This window comes from Pseudoalteromonas sp. SR44-8, from assembly GCF_014163635.1.
Classification (GTDB): domain Bacteria; phylum Pseudomonadota; class Gammaproteobacteria; order Enterobacterales; family Alteromonadaceae; genus Pseudoalteromonas; species Pseudoalteromonas rhizosphaerae.
In genome coordinates, this window is the sequence record NZ_JACJDS010000004.1 from 1 (window position 1) to 19,277 (window position 19,277).

At 40.0% G+C, this 19,277-nt stretch carries 19 protein-coding genes and 1 pseudogene; 7 read left to right on the forward strand and 13 right to left on the reverse strand.

From position 1 onward, the window contains the following. Positions 1-235: 235 nt before the first annotated feature. From H5183_RS21925 to H5183_RS02505, 9 genes and pseudogenes are all read right to left on the reverse strand, one after another. Positions 236-553: pseudogene (locus H5183_RS21925) on the reverse strand (ISAs1 family transposase). Between the two features lie 105 nt (positions 554-658). Then, a complete protein-coding gene (locus H5183_RS02470; protein WP_182730846.1) occupies positions 659-1,273 on the reverse strand; it encodes a hypothetical protein in 615 nt (204 codons plus the stop codon). 149 nt (positions 1,274-1,422) lie between these two features. Further along, a complete protein-coding gene (locus H5183_RS02475) occupies positions 1,423-1,947 on the reverse strand; it encodes a hypothetical protein (RefSeq protein WP_182717832.1) in 525 nt (174 codons plus the stop codon). A gap of 826 nt (positions 1,948-2,773) precedes the next feature. Continuing rightward, on the reverse strand, positions 2,774-3,025 hold the full coding sequence (locus tag H5183_RS02480; RefSeq protein WP_149980101.1) for a hypothetical protein: 252 nt from the start codon (positions 3,023-3,025) through the stop codon (positions 2,774-2,776). Positions 3,026-3,068: 43 nt separating this feature from the next. Beyond that, positions 3,069-3,473, reverse strand: coding sequence for a DUF1761 domain-containing protein (locus H5183_RS02485; protein WP_145236169.1), 405 nt, complete (start codon positions 3,471-3,473; stop codon positions 3,069-3,071). A 284-nt stretch (positions 3,474-3,757) separates the two neighbouring features. Beyond that, positions 3,758-4,288 carry a response regulator transcription factor gene (locus tag H5183_RS02490; protein ID WP_182730847.1) on the reverse strand — a complete coding sequence of 177 codons (531 nt, stop codon included), beginning with the start codon at positions 4,286-4,288 and terminating at the stop codon, positions 3,758-3,760. Continuing rightward, positions 4,285-5,526 carry an ATP-binding protein gene (locus H5183_RS02495; protein WP_145236312.1) on the reverse strand — a complete coding sequence of 414 codons (1,242 nt, stop codon included), beginning with the start codon at positions 5,524-5,526 and terminating at the stop codon, positions 4,285-4,287. The genes H5183_RS02490 and H5183_RS02495 overlap by 4 nt, the downstream gene beginning before the upstream one ends. Positions 5,527-5,581: 55 nt before the next feature. Then, a complete protein-coding gene (locus H5183_RS02500) occupies positions 5,582-5,986 on the reverse strand; it encodes a DUF4440 domain-containing protein (protein WP_145236175.1) in 405 nt (134 codons plus the stop codon). Positions 5,987-5,994: 8 nt separating this feature from the next. Next, positions 5,995-7,308: an amidohydrolase family protein gene (locus H5183_RS02505; RefSeq protein ID WP_145236178.1), complete on the reverse strand. Its 1,314-nt coding sequence runs from the start codon at positions 7,306-7,308 to the stop codon at positions 5,995-5,997. 153 nt (positions 7,309-7,461) lie between these two features. On the opposite strand from H5183_RS02505, the gene H5183_RS02510 reads away from it, so the two are divergent. Together H5183_RS02510 and H5183_RS02515 are read left to right on the forward strand one after the other, a co-directional pair. Next, complete coding sequence (locus tag H5183_RS02510; RefSeq protein WP_145236180.1) at positions 7,462-8,538, forward strand: ketoacyl-ACP synthase III; 1,077 nt, start codon at positions 7,462-7,464, stop codon at positions 8,536-8,538. Positions 8,539-8,593: 55 nt separating this feature from the next. Next, the gene (locus H5183_RS02515) at positions 8,594-8,980 is read left to right on the forward strand and encodes a VOC family protein (RefSeq protein ID WP_145236314.1); all 387 of its coding nucleotides are present in this window, start codon (positions 8,594-8,596) and stop codon (positions 8,978-8,980) included. 20 nt (positions 8,981-9,000) lie between these two features. On the opposite strand, the gene H5183_RS02520 is transcribed toward H5183_RS02515, so the two are convergent. Together H5183_RS02520 and H5183_RS02525 are read right to left on the reverse strand one after the other, a co-directional pair. Continuing rightward, positions 9,001-10,362, reverse strand: a complete 1,362-nt coding sequence (locus H5183_RS02520) for a M17 family metallopeptidase (RefSeq protein ID WP_149980098.1) — start codon at positions 10,360-10,362, stop codon at positions 9,001-9,003. Positions 10,363-10,456: 94 nt separating this feature from the next. Further along, a complete protein-coding gene (locus H5183_RS02525; RefSeq protein WP_145236186.1) occupies positions 10,457-10,906 on the reverse strand; it encodes a hypothetical protein in 450 nt (149 codons plus the stop codon). Between the two features lie 162 nt (positions 10,907-11,068). Between H5183_RS02525 and H5183_RS02530 the strand changes: the two genes are divergently transcribed. The 3 genes from H5183_RS02530 to H5183_RS02540 all read left to right on the forward strand — a co-directional run bounded on the left by H5183_RS02530 (position 11,069) and on the right by H5183_RS02540 (position 15,750). Further along, positions 11,069-11,239 carry an oxidoreductase-like domain-containing protein gene (locus H5183_RS02530; RefSeq protein WP_182730848.1) on the forward strand — a complete coding sequence of 57 codons (171 nt, stop codon included), beginning with the start codon at positions 11,069-11,071 and terminating at the stop codon, positions 11,237-11,239. 300 nt (positions 11,240-11,539) lie between these two features. Further along, positions 11,540-14,188, forward strand: coding sequence for a TonB-dependent siderophore receptor (locus H5183_RS02535; protein WP_182730849.1), 2,649 nt, complete (start codon positions 11,540-11,542; stop codon positions 14,186-14,188). Between the two features lie 107 nt (positions 14,189-14,295). Further along, positions 14,296-15,750, forward strand: a complete 1,455-nt coding sequence (locus tag H5183_RS02540) for a sulfotransferase (RefSeq protein ID WP_182730850.1) — start codon at positions 14,296-14,298, stop codon at positions 15,748-15,750. Here H5183_RS02540 and H5183_RS02545 read toward each other — a convergent pair. Continuing rightward, positions 15,704-16,618, reverse strand: a complete 915-nt coding sequence (locus H5183_RS02545; RefSeq protein ID WP_145236199.1) for an alpha/beta hydrolase — start codon at positions 16,616-16,618, stop codon at positions 15,704-15,706. The genes H5183_RS02540 and H5183_RS02545 overlap by 47 nt on opposite strands. Positions 16,619-16,741: 123 nt before the next feature. Between H5183_RS02545 and rlmF the strand changes: the two genes are divergently transcribed. Further along, complete coding sequence (gene rlmF, locus H5183_RS02550; RefSeq protein ID WP_182730851.1) at positions 16,742-17,689, forward strand: 23S rRNA (adenine(1618)-N(6))-methyltransferase RlmF; 948 nt, start codon at positions 16,742-16,744, stop codon at positions 17,687-17,689. Then, on the forward strand, positions 17,686-18,699 hold the full coding sequence (gene ltaE / locus H5183_RS02555; RefSeq protein WP_145236205.1) for a low-specificity L-threonine aldolase: 1,014 nt from the start codon (positions 17,686-17,688) through the stop codon (positions 18,697-18,699). The genes rlmF and ltaE overlap by 4 nt, the downstream gene beginning before the upstream one ends. Here ltaE and H5183_RS02560 read toward each other — a convergent pair. Next, on the reverse strand, positions 18,676-19,266 hold the full coding sequence (locus tag H5183_RS02560; RefSeq protein WP_145236208.1) for a thymidine kinase: 591 nt from the start codon (positions 19,264-19,266) through the stop codon (positions 18,676-18,678). The two genes, ltaE and H5183_RS02560, sit on opposite strands and share 24 nt — an antisense overlap. Between the last annotated feature and the right edge of the window lie 11 nt (positions 19,267-19,277).

Sequence of the window (19,277 nt, forward strand, 5' to 3'; positions counted from 1 at the left end):
TATAGAAACCATATTATAAATAATAAATATAATAAATAATACGAAGAAGTTAAACTTAAATAAAAGATTTAACATATAAGTCATATAATACTTTTAGCCGCCCAATAAAAACTAGACTCATTATTATTAAAAATATATACGGTATAAATTCAATGCTATTAAAACTAATTGTTGTCTGGTAGTAAGTTATCATCATATTCACTTGAACAAAGGTCTTGTTTCAACTTTAACACGACTAAACCCACCACTGTAGTGGCATAGTTAATTTAGAACAGTCTTTCATCCAAGAAGAAAAAGAATCTTGAAACTGCGTCATATCAATGCGACTCATCACACGAGCGATTGTGTCATGGCGAGGGATACCTTGCTAAAGAGGAACGTACTTCCTGAGCCAATCTAATCTATCATGGCCAAAATCTTCAATATCTTCCCAGCCTTGGCACCCAGATATGACAGCGCTGACAGCTAAGAATATGATATCAAGTAGTTTATTGACAACTTTCCCCTGCTGGCGAGGGTCATCAATTGATTCGAAATATTTAAATAGTTGAATAGTTGAATCTCAGGCATGGGGGCTCCTTAAAAAGGAGTATAAGATCATACTTTTAAGTCAAGATAAAGTTCGTGATCTTACCCTGAGACCTGACCCCATTATTTTTTACTCTACTGAATATATGGAGGTAACTTCAACTTTATTATCTTTCAAATGAATATTAGCTTTCCACAATTGAGAATTTATATAAACTTTTATAGAGTATGCATTCTTTTCAAATAAGCCTGTTACTACTGGACTAATTGAAACAGCGCCAGGAATACTGGTGAATTTATTTAATTGACTGTCAAAAAACCAGTCAAACATATTCACCCTTTTTTTAATGGCGTTCTCTTTGTTATTTCTCAACTCTTCCATAAACCTCCAGATAACCCCATAATCTTCTATAGCAACGGTAGGCTCTAAACGGATGGCTCCATCAAAGTTACAACTTTGATTAGTCACAGCGACTTCCAATGTGGCAACATAGGGCTCAACTTTATATCCGCCAACCACGCCATAATGTTTTTTGTAGCAAATGCCATCAGTATTCGAAGGCTCTTCTACAAATATTGTATCACCACATTTAAAATGGAATTTGCCCCTTGCGTCATTTAATTTCTTCATTACCATTAGCTTATGCTGGTTATTTAGAACGCTTTCTCCACAGCTAACATGCAAATTACTAGTACTAACAACACTTGCAATAGCTAGAATCGTCGGACCTATCGCGACCACCATGATTTCTCCTCTGGTTTATAACTATCGGGGTCATATAACTATCGGGGTCAGATCTTGTTTTTTGCCACTAATTACATAAAGACAAAAAGTAAGACCTGACCCTATTCACTTTATTACTAAAGGGTGACTCTGTTTACTTTTCTGTTAGTTTAATCATCAGGCAAGGTAAGTAAATCATCAACTATTCCTAACTTACTAAGCAATGAAATGAATCTTGACTTTTTTTTATCTATCACATATTGCGCATCCATAACTACCGAAAAAACAACGTACTCAATGCCTTTTTCAAAATTCAATCTATCTCTTTTTATTAGCGTAGTGTAAGTTTTGACTTCAAGAGGTTTAAATATTACATCTCCTTCAAGTGGCGAAAACTCTACATTTTTAAACGATAATGGGTTGTCAAACGGGTTACTCGTTGCATACACGTCTTTTGCTCTATAAAACTTAAAAGCATGCTCAGTAAAATGAGTTTCATCGAAATAATTTGAAATTACTTTAATTTCAAATGCCGTATTATTTCTTAAAACAACACTCGTATTGCAATATACCAAATCGCAAATAGTATATACTACGGCTTCAATAGCTTTAGGTGGTTTTTCAATCGCATTTGAAAAGCATACCTGTGAATTAACTATTAAAAATAATAAAGTTAAAAATCTATATTTTGACATTATATTTCCTTGATGCACTATCGAAAAATTTGTGCCTTTCCTATTTTACTTTACGAGCACTTACTTCCTTCTAAAAAACTTTCCGAATATTTTATATATACAATCAGCAGTATAACTAAAAAGTGTAAGGAAGAAATAAAACAATAACGACAATGGTACTATTATTGTCAACAACCCCCAATCATTTGCACTATAAGAGATTTGGCAAATTGTCAATGCAACTATTGAAAACACACATAGTAAAGTAAATGCATTTTCTTTTACATCTTCAAAAAGAAAGCTCAAAGAAAAGAAATTGGATTTAGAACGGAAAATATAAAAAATACAAGTGGTTAACGCTATGGCTATCCCATAGTGGTGATTTAAACTAATCACCAATAAAAATTGAAATATAATAAAAATAAAAATTACTTTTTTAATCATTTTTATTCCTTATTGATTCTAAAACTATTTACAAAACGCGACATAGCTAGAGTATGTTTTCTTTGTTCCTTGCAGATACATTACCCCATATCCAACTTCGTAAGAAGCTCCGAGTGCATCTATAGAAAATGAATCTAGACGATGCTCAATTGCATACGCAGCTCCGTGTACCTTTGCGCTGTACTTCTTAAAACCTCTCAAAAATGCAGCTCCTATTGTTTCAATTTCCGAAGTAGACCAACCTCGGATACCATCAATATCATAAAAAAACTGTGCAATTACTATTTAAAGTCGTATTAAATTAAAGAGTTACAGTTTATTTATAGTTAAATCAGATACAGGAACAATCAGACTAAAAAATGATTAAATCAATAAAATATGAATATACGCTCAAATTAAATGACTACTTAAACGTAACTTTGCCGCCGATCATTTTATACGCGGGTGCGCCTCGAATAATTGCTTCTCGAGCAAAAGGGCGTGAGCAGTTGGGGCATACGCAAGGAATTGTGGTGAAATCTTGACTGATCCGTTCGATAAAACATTTAACCAATGCCCCTTTGCCGCCTTTACGATATTTGAATAGAGGAGCTTTACATTGACTACAAAAAATATCGACCGTTTTAGTAGGGCCTTTTTTATTTGGTTTTGCCATTATTTTGTTACTTTTACTACAAACACGCGAATAGATTAACAGCTTATGGCCAAAGTCCAAAGATTAAGCCCATTAAAGTAAACTGTAAAATATGGTAACCGCTATTGATTAAAAACAGCTTTAGTGGTCGTTGTTCATAAATATAGCTCATTCCTAAGGCACTGCTTACCCAACATAGTCCAACCGCAAAGCCAACGCCTACCGCAACCCCTAAATGTGGATGTGGTCCTAAAAACAGTGATAAGCCAAAAGCGATAAATAAAGATAAAACAAAACCGCCACCAAATACCCATTTTGGATTTGTTGCTTTTAAATCCAGCTCCGTTAATCCACAGCCTTCTAACCAGGCTCGTTGAAACAACCAAGGTGAATACCAAACGCCTCCTAACATAAAAGAAGACATGGCAGCTAATAATACGGCTACAAAATCCAGTTGTGATAAATCCATAATGACTACTTATGCTGATTGCAAAAAATACAATGATATTTTTACTGTAGTTAATGAACGCCATTGCAGCAACTATCTAAACTGCAAAACTATCTATGATGCGTGGCTGGTGCCCAAATATAAATGCACTAAAGTAATCTGAGCTTCATTTAAAGTGACTACAGGCGACTGTATTACTTAGTTGACCGGGTAAAACTTATTGCCTAAAAGGCAACAATAAACTTACTGAGCATTACTAAACCGGAAACCGTGATCCGCAATAACGCTCACTATTGCGCTAGGATTTACTGCTGAACTGGTTTTTTTTGTAGCTTACGCTGTAAAGTCCGCCGATGCATATTAAGTTGCCGAGCAGTTGCTGAAATATTACCTTGATTGGTATGCAGCACTTGCTGAATATGTTCCCACTCAAGACGCTCTGGCGACATAGTTACAATATCATCTGCAATTAACTCAGTAGTTGGCTCGCATGTGCCTGTTAAGGCTCGTAATAACGTGAGCATATCAACGGGTTTTGTTAAATAATCATTTGCACCTAGGCGCATAGCCTCTACCGCTGTGGCAATACTGGCATAGCCTGTTAATAATACAATATGTGCGTCTGTTAGTAATGCTCTCAGTGGTGCGATAAGAGCTAAACCGTTATCGTCAGCTAATTTCATATCTAACAGAATATGTGTCGGTGCGAAGTTTTTAGCTATGCCAATAGCCTCGGCTTTATCATGTGCCAGCTGACATGCAAAACCGTGTTTGGTTAAGCGCCGCGCTAGCGTATTGGCAAGATTAATATCATCTTCAATAATTAATAGCTTCATACAGGCTCAACTTGTGGCTCATCAATGGTTAATTGTACTTTGGCAACCGCGCCACCTTGTGGGTGATTAAATAATGTTAAAGAGCCTTGTAAACGCTCAAATGTTACATTTGAAAGCATAACTGCAAGCCCCATCCCCGTTTCACTAGGCATTAGCTGACCCCCTAACTCTGCCAATTGTGCTGCGCTAAATCCTTTACCAAAATCACGTATAACTAAACTCACTGTTTTAGGGTTATCTGGAGTCTGTTGCCAGTTCAATTCCAGTGTTTGTTGCTGTGCCTGTTGATTGGCAAAAGCAGCATTTTGCAACAAGTTTAATATCGCTGGCAGTAACATAGCATCATTAGTAACCGAGCTAGCAGGCGCTGCATTTAGCCAATTAAGCTGTTGATCGGGATACTGTAATAGCATTGTATCGCTAATTTGTTGAGCTAATGCGTTTAACGATACAGTCGCTGCAACCGTTTGTGTGCGTAGTTCAGATGACAGGGTACGAAACTGTTTTAACTGCTGTGCGCATTGCAACAAGGGCTGCTGCATGTCTTTCACAATCTCATTATCGGGCTGCTCTTCAAGAAGCTCTTCATACAATAATTGTAAATTGGCGATTGGGCTGGCTAATTGATGAGTAATTTGTGCCGCAGCACCATCAAGCGTGACTAACTGCTCTGCTCGTAATTGTTTTTCTCGCACAGTTGCAATTGTGCGCTCTCGCGAATGCAGTGCACGGTTCATAGTGCCGATAACGAATGCTATAACGCTAGCACTGATCACAAAGTTAACCCACATACCCACAAAGTGACTGGTCATTTGCATATGATGCATGCTGTGCTGAGGCATTTTAAATAGCAGCACGCTATAGGCGGTGATCGCTAATACAGCAATATAAGCTAAGCCGCGAGCACTGACACTCACCGCAGCAATCATTATTGGTAACAACAGTAACGACACAAATGCATTGGTCGCACCACCACTCAAAGACAGCAATACCGATAAAAAAAGCACATCGGCCGTAAGCTGCATTAACATCCCAAGTTCTTTCGCTTTACTGACATTACGATAAGCAATCACGCTTAAAATTTGGAATACGGCTTCAAGGGAGATCACTACCAGTAGAGGCAATAAAGGGATTTGGTGCTCAAGTAAAAAATAGACTGCTACAACGGCCAATAGTTGAATTGCAATTGCACCACTGCGTAACATCAGTAAACGGCTAATCGCAGGATCAGTGCGCATTAAAAACGCCATACATAACTACCTAATAAAAAATGCCTAATTAAAGAAGGTTAACCTAATCATCATCCATAGAGATACTAAACACAGCACACGGCGTTCCTTGATGAAACACCATTTTCCACTGGCCTTCGGTTAATCGCCACAGCGACATCCGTAACGAATAGTTAAACTCAGCGCGCGCAGAGCGCCGATATGCCGCTTGATAACTTAGTTGGGCAATATCATCACTAAGCATTCGGCCTTTAAAATGCTGATTGTAAAACTGCGGCACGACTTCGGTAGGTAACCGCGTTAATACTTGATATTTATTAAATACAGTACCATTAGCGGCAATTTCAATAAAATCATCATCGAGCAAAGCATCCAATGCCTGCTCAGATTGACGGATCTCAGGATCTAATAACTGGCGCTCAGCGTCAATCAAATGATTAAACAATGATGCCTTGATTTTGCTGCCCATACTGTATCCTACAATTGGTGTTTATATATTTGCCCTGCTTTCATCACAAATTGTACATTTTGCAATGTCGTTATATCATCAAGAGGAGAGCCATTAACGCTGATGATATCTGCTTGTTTACCAACACTCAACTGCCCTAGTCGGTCTTGTTGGCCGAGTAACTTAGCGGCATTAACTGTTGCTGACATAATAGCCTGCTTTTCAGTCATGCCATATTTAACTAACCATAAAAACTCATCAGCATTATTACCATGGCGTGATACGCCAGAATCTGTACCAAAAGCAATATTAACATTGTTTTTTAATGCCAGCTTAAATGAAGCTGCAACATTTGGTACAACGGTGCGTACTTTATCAGCAATAGCTGTTGGCATATTTGGGTTACTGAGTACTTCTTGACTGACCGTTTGGCCTGCCAATAACGTGGGCACTAAATAAGCGTTATATTGCTTAAATAACTTTACAGTCTCTTTGTCTAGGTAAGACCCATGTTCAATTGAATCAACACCTGCACGTAATGCCGCTTTGATCCCTGATGTACCATGAGCATGGGCTGTTACGCTGCGCCCTAAGTTATGTGCAGTATCAACAATCGCCATCAACTCTTGATCTGTGAACTGCTGATTGACACCCGCTGCGGTATTACTTAACACCCCACCCGTTGCGGTAATTTTAATTACATCAGCACCTGATTTAATTACTTCACGAACCGCGCGGCGACAATCATCAGCACCATCACACACCCCTAACCCTCCACTTATCACATCACTAATATCTTTACGGTAACCGTGCAGATCAGCATGCCCGCCTGTTGGGGTAATTGTATCTCCTGCAGCAAAAATACGTGGCCCTTGAATATCTCCACGCTCAACGGCACGCTGTAGTGGAAAGATCACTTTATAACTGCTACCTAAATCACGTACCGAGGTAAAACCGGCATCAAGACTACGCTGTAAATATTTAATTGAGCGCAGAGCATAGTCCGCTTCATACTCTGTAAGCCATTGATGAGGGTTTGCGTTTGCGTCACGCTCAAATGTAACATGTACGTGCATATCAATTAATCCAGGCATAACAAATTGATTTTTTAAATCAATGATCTTTGCATCGGGCAATGCTAGATCAATAACACTCACATAGCCTTTTTCGATGCGCGTGATGATAGCGTCTTCTATAACAATAGTGCGTTGCTTTTCTAGTATTTGTTCAGCACCTGCTAACATTGATCCTGCGTAAATAACCTGAGTTTGTGTTGCAAAACTCGCCGCAGAATATACCGTCGTACCCAATGCAGCCAAGATAGTAATTAATTTTTGTTTCATGTTTACCTCATTTTTCTACTACCATTAGCCTAAATTACGTTTAATTACCACTATTTACGACGTAAGCTAAGTTATAAACTAGTCTTAGAACTGGATTTTTGGTATAAATCAAACATAGATGACACATGTCTGACCACTTAAAGAGAGCACACTATGACCTACGCACACATAACGGGTTGGGGTAAATGTATCCCACCAGCGCGTATTAGCAACGATGAAATTAGCCAATTAGTTGATACCAATGATGAATGGATCACATCCCGCACTGGTATAAAAGCCCGTAGAGTAAGCCACGTTAGTACTGCAGAGCTTGCCACTGTAGCAGCTAAACATGCAATAGCCTGTGCTGGCATTGATGCTAAAGACATTGACTTAGTGTTATTAGCAACATGTACGCCCTCTACTATGGTGGCAAACACAGCTTCGTTAGTACAAAAAAACATTGGTGCAGTTGGCGCTGCCGCTATGGACACCAATGCAGCTTGCTCTGGTTTTTTATATGCAATACAAGCAGCGACTGCACAAATTCAAGCCGGTATGATCAAAAAAGCTGTAGTAATTGCTGCTGAACGTATGACCTGGTATGTAAACTGGGATCGCCGTGACAGTGCGGTGTTATTTGGTGATGGCGCCGGTGCCGTAGTACTTGAAGCAGCAGACACGCCAGCGGGTTTACTCGCGACAAAAACAGGCTGTGATAGCGAAGACCGTGATATCTTGCATATCACTAACTTTGGTAGTGACTTAAATAAATATGTGCCTATTGGGCCATCTGATTTATTATTTGAAGGTCGCGAAATCTTTAAGCGCGCAGTAAAGGGCATGAGTGAAGCCTGTGACGATGTGCTCACACAAGCAAATTTGAGCCTTGATGATATCGATGTACTTGTGCCACACCAAGCAAATTTACGTATCATTCAAGCCATTCAACATCGCTTAAAAGTGCCAGATGAAAAAGTAATGGTTAACATTGGCGAATACGGCAATACATCGGCAGCAACTATTGCAATCGCATTATGCGAAGCTGTTGAGCAAGGATTAATTAAACCACATGCTAATATCATGTCTGCAGCATTTGGTGCCGGATTAACTTGGGCTGCTAGTTACATAAAATGGGGCGAACGCGTCACGCCAATCAGCGTTAGCGATGCAGCACTACCACCGTGTGATAAAACCGGTTTAGAGTTAGTGGCCCCCGCAGTAGCAGCTTGCAAAGGTAGTGATCAATAACATACTCAATATGGCGCAGCTATACTGCGCCATTTACCACAGATAGCTAAAAATGATGCAATTGCTAGGAATTCACCACGCTGCAATTATATGCAGCGATTACACCCGCTCAAAACATTTTTATCATCAGATCTTACAGCTGCCCATAATTGCAGAGCATTTTCGCCAACATCGCCACTCATACAAATTAGATTTAGCCTTGCCTGATGGTAGCCAAATAGAGCTATTTTCATTTGATAATGCACCAAAGCGACCTAGTTACCCAGAAGCACAAGGTTTACGACATTTAGCATTTAAAGTGGCCAATATTGAGCAAAGTAAAGTGTATTTGCAAAGCCAAGGTGTGGCAGTAGAAGAGATTCGAACTGATGAATACACAGGTAAACAATTTACCTTTTTTGCAGATCCTGATGGGTTACCGCTTGAGCTTTATGAGGCATAACCTCACAAAGCTCAATAAATTTATTTAAAACGACTTTGTAAGTAGTTAAATACGGCACGAATACCGAGTGCTTCACCACCGACTGGACGACCTGGTAATGAGCGGATATTCCATGCCATTACATCAAAATGTACCCATGGTGTGGTTGGCTCTACAAATTCTTTTAAATAAAGTGCAGCAGTAATTGCCCCGCCGAATGGGGTACTTGCACAGTTAGCCATATCAGCAACATCACTTTTTAATAAACTTTTATATTGCTCAAAAAGCGGTAATTGCCAAACAGGGTCGCTTACTGCAATACCGGCGTCAATAATGCCATTGGCAACATCACGCTCAGTTGAGAAAAACCCTGGTAACTCAGTGCCTAACGCAATACGACAAGCACCGGTTAAGGTTGCAAAATCAATGATCAACTCAGGATTGTCATTTTGTGCTTCCGTGAGTGCATCACATAACACTAAACGCCCCTCTGCGTCGGTGTTATCGATTTCGACCATAATGCCTTTACGTGTTTTAATTACATCGCCAGGGCGAAATGCATTGCGCGATACCGCATTCTCAACAGCGGGTACCAACACGCGTAAACGAATTGGTAAATTTGCCGCCATAATTAACTGCGCTAAACCAATTACATGCGCTGCGCCGCCCATGTCTTTTTTCATATTGCGCATACCTGAGCTTGGTTTAAGATCTAAACCACCAGAATCAAAACAAACACCTTTGCCGACTAAGGTGATCAAAGGAGCATCTGCAGCGCCCCAGTGTAAATCAAGTAAACGCGGTTTATTTTCACTGGCGCGGCCTACCATGTGGATAGTTGGATAGTTTTGTTCTAATAATTCATCCCCTATCCATTCATTGAATTGACCATTGTAAGTGTGTGCTAAATCAGCCATCACTTGTGATAAGTGCTGTGGCATCATGTCTGCGGCAGGCGTATTAACTAAATCTCTAACTAAGTTAATCGCATTGGCTTGGCGTGTAATACGCGCAAACAATGCTTCATCAGCTATTGCTAATTGTGCTTTTACAGCACCTTTGGCTTTATATTCGCTAAATTCATAACCACCAAGTATAAAACCCAGAGCAATCTGTTCTAATTGTTGTTCACACTCTTGAACTTGGTAAATTCCTGCTGGCAGTTTGCTGGCTAATTCACCCGCGAGCCAAAAGTCATCAACGCTATTAACTAAACAATACACCTGACTTAGCGCTCCACTTTGTGGATTGACCACCAAGGCTAAACCTTGTTTTGCAAAATCACAGCTATTTAGCCAGTTTTGTAAAAAAATTGGCTGCTGTGCTTGCCATGTAGCTAAGTCATTTTTAACAATAAAAGATAAAGGAATACCCGTAGAACTATGACGAATTAATGTACTCATTAAATGACTCGTTTAAAATTATATGATGATCAAGCATATCAATAACTCAGCATAAAAGGTATAGCACAAAGACTATCCTTTAAACTGCATGGCATTATTTTTTTACAGGTGGTTTTACGTCTGATTTTGCCGTTTTTTCAGCGTGGTGGTGTTGCTGCTCTTCATCAGCGATCTGCTGGTCAATATCTTTAAGTGATTTATTTATATTAAATGAACTTGGCAGTACATCAACTCCAACCCATTGACCCAACTTAACAACCAGTGGAATAGTCACAGGTGCAAAAGGTAAAACAGCAAAAACACCTAAACCCAATCCTTTGAGAATATCAACAAACTGGGCATTCGCTTTTTGCAGATCCTCTTTACTCACATCTCCTTGGGTGTAGCGACGATAAATTGTGAGCATTTCTTTGGTTTCTTGCTTTTCCTGCGCCAGTGCAATTTTAAGTGCTACCATAGCGCGCTTAAAACGCAACTGTTGGCGTTTTGTACTAATTTTTGCCACTCGAATTGGGGCACGATGAATAACTTTATATAGTCGCATAACGCTATTCTCACATAGCCTTAACACTTCACAAAGCATAATTTAATACAATCACCGATTAACAGATCAACATCATTTCTCAACTAGCAAAAAAGCCATGATTAAGTATAATCACGGGCCAATAAACAGCCCATGCTATTAAATCTGTAAATAATGGATAAAATGCCGCAAAACACAGCCGATATACCATACCGAGTTGACGACACAAAACCAACCAGACCGGCTGCTGATCAGTGCTGCGGTGGTGGCAGTTGTTGCCCATGTGTTTGGGATGAATACCGAGAAGCGTTAAAAGTTTGGCGACAACAAAATCCTGAACAAACTGATCATTAATAATTATTGAACTTTATTGAATTTTACTTAGTCTAAAGATTTATTTACAAAATTATTATTTCATTTACTTATAAAAAAATCCCACTTATTACTTTATTTCTAATTTCCCTTTTCAAAATATCATTACTTTTCATATAGGTATGTAAACCTCTAATTTCCTCTATAGAAAAACCAAAAAAAACCAAATCATTTAACACCTTGCACAATTATTTAACAAGTTGTATAACTTTAATAGACTATTTGGCTTTTTAAAAATCATATAGTTACGAAATTACAATAATTCTAACTGGGGAAATTAGAATGAAATTTAGAAATAACATATTAAATCATGCAGTTAAAATTGCATTAACGACAACCACCGCAGGCTTATTTATTTCGGGGACTGCCTTAGGTGCAGATGAACAAGCTGAAGTAACTAAAGTAAATAAAAATGTAGAAAAAATAGCCGTAGTGGGTACTCGCTCTGCACCGCGTTCTATTGGTGATTCACCGGTACCTATCGATATCATCGGTGGTGAAGAACTTGGTAAATCAGGTAATACGGATATGCTAGAGCTATTAAAAGGCTCAATTCCATCATTAAACGTGCATTCAATGCCTATTAGTGACGCAGCATCTTTGGTTCGTCCAGCTAACTTACGTGGCTTACCTTCTGACAGTACATTGATATTACTCAATGGTAAACGTCGTCATCGTGCCTCTGTTATTGCCTTTTTAGGTGGCGGGATAAACGATGGCGCACAAGGTGCGGACATTTCAGTTATTCCAAGTATCGCTCTAAAACAAGTTGAAGTACTAAGAGATGGCGCAGCCGCTCAGTACGGCTCAGATGCGATTGCTGGGGTTATCAACTTTGTACTAAAAGATGCCTCAGAAGGCGGCAGTTTCGAAGTACGCCAAGGTCAGTACTATGAAGGCGACGGTGATACAACACAGATTTCCGGTAACATTGGTCTACCATTTACCGACAATGGCTTCGCAAATTTAAGTTTTCAATACAAAACGGCTGACGCAACTAGTCGTTCAGTGCAACGTTTTGATGCAGCAAACTTAATTGAGGCTGGTGTTCCTGACATTGCCCCGATTACACAAATATGGGGCGCACCAGAAGTTGATGACGATATCTCTATTTTTGGTAATGTCGGCCTTGAGCTGACTAAAAACTCCGAATTTTACATGTTTGGTAACTATTCAGAGCGTGATGTACGCGGTGGTTTTTATTATCGTAATCCAACAACTCGTCCTGGTGTTTATGGCGGAACAATTCGTGATGTTAATGGTACAAATATGCGTCGCCCTGGTGATGATAATCCAGCGGGTCAAAAACTGTGGGATGATGCAACTCCAACAGTGTTAGTCGCTTCACTGGATGGATATGATCAGCAAATAAACTGTCCTCTTGTCGAACTGCAAGCCAATGGCGCACCAGATCAAGCTGCTATAGATTCTCTAAGTGCTGCAAATTGCTTTGCCTTTAACCAAACATTGCCTGGTGGTTTTACACCTAACTTTGGTGGCAACATCACAGATACTTCGCTTACGATAGGTACTAAAGGCGAGTTCACTGGTGGTATGTTAGAAGGTGCGTACTACGATTTAAGCGGTACGGTCGGCTTTAATGAATCTCGTTACTTTATTTACGATACTGTTAATGCATCATTAGGCCCTGATAGCCCGCGTGATTTTAGCCCAGGTAAATACTCACAATTAGAGAAAAACTTTAATTTTGATTTATCAAAAGGCTTTGATTTTGATCTAGCATACGATGTGAACATAGCCGGTGGCCTTGAATGGCACGAGGAAACATTTACAGTTACCTCTGGCGATGTAGCATCATTTACAGCAGGCCCACTAACGGATCAAGGTTTTGGTATCGGTTCAAATGGTTTCCCTGGCTTTAAACCATCTGACGCTGGTGAATATACTCGTCGCAACTACGCCGCTTATGTCGATATTGAAGCCCCATTTACTGAAGAGTTCTTAATGGGTTTAGCCCTACGCTATGAAGACTATGATACGTTTGGCTCTACTGTTAACTATAAATTGATGGCTCAATATCACTTAACCGATGATTTAAATGTTCGTGGTTCAATCAGTTCAGGCTTTCGCGCGCCTACCGTTGGCCAAGCCAATGTCAGTAACGTGCAAACAAACCTAAGCAGTGGCGTATTGGTCGACTCTGCTTTACTACCACCGACCAATCCAATTGCGGTACAGTTAGGCGGTACAGAGCTTGAGCCTGAAGAGTCGCAAAGTTATACCTTTGGCGCGGTATACACCATCGGTGAAGTATTTCTAACCATTGATTATTACAATATCCAAGTTGATGACCGTATTAGTCAATCTGATAAAATAGAGCTGAGTCAAGCTGATAAAGATACGCTTGAAGCCGCTGGTGTGCCAAACGTGCAAAGCTTAGCGCAAGTAAGCTTCTTTACTAATGACTTTGATACCACAACTCAAGGTGTAGACTTTGTAGCAAACTATGCTACAGATTTACTCGGTGGTAGCTCAACATTTAGTTTAGCTTACAACTGGAATGAAACTGAGGTTACTCGCTCAACTGATATTACTGGGGTGTTTAAAGTAAGCCGTTTAGAAAATGACTTACCAAATCACCGTGGTACGCTTAGTTGGTCACAACAATGGGAAAGTTTCTCAATGTTTACTCGTGCAAATTATTTTGGTGAATACCAAGGTGTGCATGTAGATTATGATGCTACAGCGAAAACAGCTGATGCGGCAATTACGCTCGACGCTGAAGTAACTTACTTTTTGAATGATTCGATTAGTTTCTCAGTCGGCGCACAAAACCTGCTCGACCAAGAAGCAGAGAAACTTGATTTTACCGTGGCACCTAATAATAACTGGGGTGGTAAATACTATGAAACTTCGCCATATGGTATAAACGGCGGCTTCTATTATGCCAAAGCAACTTATACGTTTTAATCATAATTAAGCGTTGAAAAGAAAGGCGAAATGCTCAAGACATTTCGCCTTTTTCGTGCTATACCCAAATAATAAATATAGTAATTAAAAAATAAAAAAAGTGATGTATGTTGCTAAAAAAAGCTAACCAACTACTTGCCGAAAACAAACTCCAAGAAGCGGAGTTTCACTATAAAACCTTGCTTGAAAGTGATCCCCAAAATGGCGAAGCGCTATTTGGTTTGGGCCGTATTGCACTGCGCTTAGAGCGCTTTGATGCTGCAGTTTATTTATTACAAAGAAGCTGTGAACGTCTACCTAATATGTTGGAGCCACTGCACGCGTTAGCGGATGCATTTAATGGCGTTAATTCGCCAAATGATGCATTAACCGTACTGGAGTATGCAAAAAGCATTGCTAGTCATAACCCAGAGCCACACTATTATCTCGCACAACATTATTTAACCCATGGCGAATTAGATAAAGCACATACCACCTTTGCACAAGCACTAAGTATTGGTTTATATCCGGTCACTGCTTATATTTTATTTGAACTGGTACAACTTGGCCGCTTTGATCAACAGCATAACTACATCAGTAACTTGCATCATTTACTCACACAAACCAATAATTTACGTTTAAAAATGGTTTGTTATTACGCCTTGGCAAAAAGTTATGATCAACTCAATGATATAGAACAAGCTGTAAATTATTATAAACTAGCCAATAAATTGCAGCTGCAATTGAGTAGCTTCAACACTGAACAATTAACGCCGTTTTATCAAAGTATTATGCGTTATAACCCAAAAAGTTTATTTGCCACTATCAAGCCTGGATTTACTGGTACTGTTACGCCCGTTTTTATTATTGGCATGCCACGCAGTGGCTCAACATTATTAGAACAAATGTTAGCTTCACATAGTGAATTTGCAAGCCTTGGGGAAGATCGCTGTATTAGCTCGCAAGTTGTTGCATTCATAGAACAACAAACCAAGTTGTCCTACCCTGAATGTATCAGCGCACTAACACCGCAACTGATTGAGCAAGCGCGGGCTCTTTATACCGCACGGTTAAAACAAGCAAAACCTATTCGCGCGTTCATGATCAACAAATTGCCCGCTAATTATCAATCGTTAGGGCTTATCTATTTATTGTTTCCAAATACTAAGTTTATTAACTTGCAGCGCGATTTTAATGCCACAGCTTGGTCCGTTTATAGTAATTACTTTGCAGAAAATGAACCTTATTTTTGCTCATTACCTGAATTTAAACGTTACTATGATTTATACCAAGGTTTGATGACGCATTGGCAACAAGCAATACCTTCGGCTATCTTAGATGTTCATTATGAGCAACTGATCAGCGAGCCGCGCGATACGTTAAAAAGCGTATTTACATTTTTAGGTACCGCATTTGAAGCACAATGTTTAGACTTTTATAAATCAAAAAAACCAGTTACCACGCTTAGCAAAGCAGCTGTACGAAAACCGCTACATAACCGTGCAATAGAACACTGGAAACGTTTTGAAACGCCACTCAGGGCGTTGCTGAATGACGCTCAAACCACGTCACTAGATCCTTAAATTGATCTGCTTTAGCACTAGCGTGCGTTAACATATTAATATGATCGTAATCATATTGATGGCCGTGTTTTTTCCCGTACATTTGCAGGTGTTGAATACCAGTACCTGACTCGGCAATAAATTTTTCAATATCAATTTGTTGTGCAAGCGCTTTGTCTTTCACCCCCCCTATGTGTAAGGTCGGTGGCAAACTTAAGCCAGCCACAGCTTGCGCGTAATCAAACCCGTCGTCGCTATCTAACCATGGTTTACGTTTAGCCCATTGCATACTTTGATAATGCGACTTTTTAGTTTCATCATCACTGCCCCACTTGAGTCTTTTGGCGGGTAAATAACCATGTTTTTTAGCCAGTATTGGCGCTAAAAAATACCAAATCAAATTTCCTTGAAGGTATTTTTGTGGATGATGATTATAAAGCGAGCGTTTAGTACCAAAGTAAGCACATGCTTTTACATCATTGATATACTGTGGGAAACGCGCAAACACACTATTCATTAATACACCACCCCAGGAATGGGCTACCCAATACGCTGGTGGTCTACCTTCACGCTCGGTAATTTTAGCAATAAAAGCGGGAATATCTTCAATAATAGCTTCGGTTTGGCCATAGTGAGCATGCTTTGAGATAGCCGGTTTGCTGTCACCACGACCTCGTAGATCAGCCACATAACACACATATCCTTGCTCAGCTAAAAAAGGTGCTAAACCCTTATTTGAATGCGTATAAAATATTTTGCCATTTTCAACAGCACCATGCATAAACAACACAGCTGGCCCAGCGGCTTTGCTGTTATCTGCTATGCGGCGCAAATGTAATGTTTGTAGCTCAGTTAGTTTAATAAATACTGATTCTTGTACGATCGCCATTTCAGTTCCTTGTTGTCATTGTTATGAACCGCAACTCATCCTACCAGTAATTTAAACAAGATCACACGTCAATGTGTTTCTCTGGTAAAATAACTTTTTTGTTTGTTAAGCTAATTATTTGTTATGAAATCAACACCATTAAAATCAAAACTACACCCTCGAAATCGCCATAACGAAGGCTATGATTTAGACTACCTAAGTATTCAAGTGCCCACTTTAAAACCATATATCGTGCTTACTCCCAATGGTACTAAAAGTATTGATTTTAGTGATAACAAAGCAGTAAAAACGCTTAATCAAGCACTTTTGCAAGCGTACTATAACGTTGATTTTTGGGATATACCTGAACACAACCTTTGCCCACCGATTCCAGGACGCGTTGATTACATTCACTACTTAGCCGATTTACTAGCAAACGATAATCAAGGCGTTATACCTCAAGGCAGACAAGTTAAAGTGCTGGATATAGGTACTGGTGCGAACATAATTTACCCGTTACTAGCAAGCCATGAATATAACTGGAGCGTCACAGGCTCAGATATAGATCCGAGCGCTGTAAAATTAGCCAAACAAATCGTACAATTTAATAATCGCAAAATTACCGTCAAGCTACAAAAGCAGTCGCAGCATATTTTTCAGGGGGTAATAAATGCAAAAGAGCTTTTTCATATTACATTGTGTAACCCTCCTTTTCATGCCAGTGAACAACAAGCAGCTCAAAGTAGCGAGCGGAAATGGAAAAACTTAGGCAAAGCCCCTAAATCGGCTTTAAATTTTGGCGGGCAACATAATGAGCTTTGGTGTAAAGGTGGCGAAGCGCAATTCATTTGTACCATGATCGATGAAAGTGCCCTATTTGCTGAGCAGTGTATGTGGTTTACCTCTTTAGTTTCAAAAAAAGAAAACTTAGCCACGTTACAAGCACAATTAAAAACACACCCTGTGGCTGAAGTTAAAATCATTGAAATGGCGCAAGGGCAAAAAGTGAGTCGCTTTATTGCGTGGAGTTATTTTGATCAACAAACTCGCCAAGAGATCAGCCAGCAATTTACACAACCGGAGATATCATGATTGATTTTCGTTCTGATACTGTCACTAAGCCCTGCGCTAAAATGCGCGAAATTATGTTCAACGCCCCTTTAGGTGATGATGTATATGGTGATGATCCCAGTATTAATAAATTAGAAAGCGTTGCAGCACAGCGTCATGGCTTTGCCAGTGCATTGTTTTGTAGCTCCGGCACCCAAGCAAACTTATTAGCGTTAATGGCTCATTGCGAACGTGGTGATGAATATATTTGTGGGCAAAATGCACACAATTATAAATTTGAAGGCGGTGGCGCGGCAGTGCTTGGATCAATCCAACCGCAACCTATCGAGAATGAAAATGATGGCAGCCTCTGCTTTGACAAAATACGCGCCGCTATCAAACCCAAAGACTTTCACTTTGCTAATACCCGCTTACTCAGTTTAGAAAACACCATTGGCGGTAAAGTGCTGCCATTAAGTTATTTAGCCCAAGCGCGTGAGTTCACTCACAGCCATCAATTAGCACTGCATTTGGATGGTGCTCGCGTTTATAACGCTGCGGTTGCGCTTAAGGTAGATATTACCGAGATAACCAAACACTTTGACTCCGTGTCTATTTGCTTATCAAAAGGCTTAGGCGCACCAGTAGGCTCATTACTACTTGGCTCTGTTGAACTGATCAATAAAGCAAGGCGTTGGCGTAAAGTACTTGGCGGCGCTATGCGCCAAGCTGGTATGCTGGCAGCCGCTGGCCACTATGCACTTGAGCACAATGTTAGTCGTTTAGCCGACGATCACAGCAATGCGCGTTACTTAGCGCAGCAGCTCAGTGCTATTGAAGGCTTTAACGTTGACTTGTCGCGCGATACAACCAATATGGTCTATGCAAATGTTGCTGATAATGTTGATATTAATGCCATTGCACAGCAACTAAAAGGACAAGGGATAGTATTCAGCCCAAGCAAAACTTTGCGTTTAGTAACTCATTTACAGATCACTCGAGCCGATATTGATCAATTTATAGCAGCGTTAACTTCGGCGCTGCATGTTTAACGCAGCTTTATAGTGTTTGCGGCACACCGACACATAACGGTCGTTGCCGCCAATTTCCACTTGATTACCATCGGCAATCGCTTTGCCTTGCTCATCCGTACGCAATACATGGTTCGCTTTGCGACCGCAATGACACACCGTTTTAAGTTCAACCAGTTTATCAGCCCACGCCAGTAAGTACTGCGAGCCGCTAAATAACTCGCCTCTAAAGTCATTACGCAAGCCATAGCACAACACCGGAATGCCTAATTCATCCACCACATCGGTCAGTTGCATTACTTGCTGACGTGATAAAAATTGACATTCATCCACCAGCACACAGTGACGTTTTTGTTCACTATTAAGCTGTTTGATCAGTTCAAAAACATCTTTGTCAGCATCAAAAATATGTGCATCAGCTTGTAAACCAATTCGAGAAGATACCTTACCAACACCGGCACGATCATCCAATGCAGCCGTTAAAATAACAGGCTCCATGCCGCGTTCGCGATAGTTAAATGCCGATTGTAAAAGCGTGGTAGATTTACCTGCGTTCATTGCAGAATAATAAAAGTACAGCTGAGCCATGAAAATGCCTA

What these genes read in the sequence shown, in the direction of transcription:
- H5183_RS02470 (WP_182730846.1), bottom strand. Translation starts at nt 1,273, where the DNA reads ATGGTGGTCGCGATAGGTCCGACGATTCTAGCTATTGCAAGTGTTGTT.
- H5183_RS02475 (WP_182717832.1), bottom strand. Translation starts at nt 1,947, where the DNA reads ATGTCAAAATATAGATTTTTAACTTTATTATTTTTAATAGTTAATTCA.
- H5183_RS02480 (WP_149980101.1), bottom strand. Translation starts at nt 3,025, where the DNA reads ATGGCAAAACCAAATAAAAAAGGCCCTACTAAAACGGTCGATATTTTT.
- H5183_RS02485 (WP_145236169.1), bottom strand. Translation starts at nt 3,473, where the DNA reads ATGGATTTATCACAACTGGATTTTGTAGCCGTATTATTAGCTGCCATG.
- H5183_RS02490 (WP_182730847.1), bottom strand. Translation starts at nt 4,288, where the DNA reads ATGAAGCTATTAATTATTGAAGATGATATTAATCTTGCCAATACGCTA.
- H5183_RS02495 (WP_145236312.1), bottom strand. Translation starts at nt 5,526, where the DNA reads ATGCGCACTGATCCTGCGATTAGCCGTTTACTGATGTTACGCAGTGGT.
- H5183_RS02500 (WP_145236175.1), bottom strand. Translation starts at nt 5,986, where the DNA reads ATGGGCAGCAAAATCAAGGCATCATTGTTTAATCATTTGATTGACGCT.
- H5183_RS02505 (WP_145236178.1), bottom strand. Translation starts at nt 7,308, where the DNA reads ATGAAACAAAAATTAATTACTATCTTGGCTGCATTGGGTACGACGGTA.
- H5183_RS02510 (WP_145236180.1), top strand. Translation starts at nt 7,462, where the DNA reads ATGACCTACGCACACATAACGGGTTGGGGTAAATGTATCCCACCAGCG.
- H5183_RS02515 (WP_145236314.1), top strand. Translation starts at nt 8,594, where the DNA reads ATGCAATTGCTAGGAATTCACCACGCTGCAATTATATGCAGCGATTAC.
- H5183_RS02520 (WP_149980098.1), bottom strand. Translation starts at nt 10,362, where the DNA reads ATGAGTACATTAATTCGTCATAGTTCTACGGGTATTCCTTTATCTTTT.
- H5183_RS02525 (WP_145236186.1), bottom strand. Translation starts at nt 10,906, where the DNA reads ATGCGACTATATAAAGTTATTCATCGTGCCCCAATTCGAGTGGCAAAA.
- H5183_RS02530 (WP_182730848.1), top strand. Translation starts at nt 11,069, where the DNA reads ATGCCGCAAAACACAGCCGATATACCATACCGAGTTGACGACACAAAA.
- H5183_RS02535 (WP_182730849.1), top strand. Translation starts at nt 11,540, where the DNA reads ATGAAATTTAGAAATAACATATTAAATCATGCAGTTAAAATTGCATTA.
- H5183_RS02540 (WP_182730850.1), top strand. Translation starts at nt 14,296, where the DNA reads ATGTTGCTAAAAAAAGCTAACCAACTACTTGCCGAAAACAAACTCCAA.
- H5183_RS02545 (WP_145236199.1), bottom strand. Translation starts at nt 16,618, where the DNA reads ATGGCGATCGTACAAGAATCAGTATTTATTAAACTAACTGAGCTACAA.
- rlmF (WP_182730851.1), top strand. Translation starts at nt 16,742, where the DNA reads ATGAAATCAACACCATTAAAATCAAAACTACACCCTCGAAATCGCCAT.
- ltaE (WP_145236205.1), top strand. Translation starts at nt 17,686, where the DNA reads ATGATTGATTTTCGTTCTGATACTGTCACTAAGCCCTGCGCTAAAATG.
- H5183_RS02560 (WP_145236208.1), bottom strand. Translation starts at nt 19,266, where the DNA reads ATGGCTCAGCTGTACTTTTATTATTCTGCAATGAACGCAGGTAAATCT.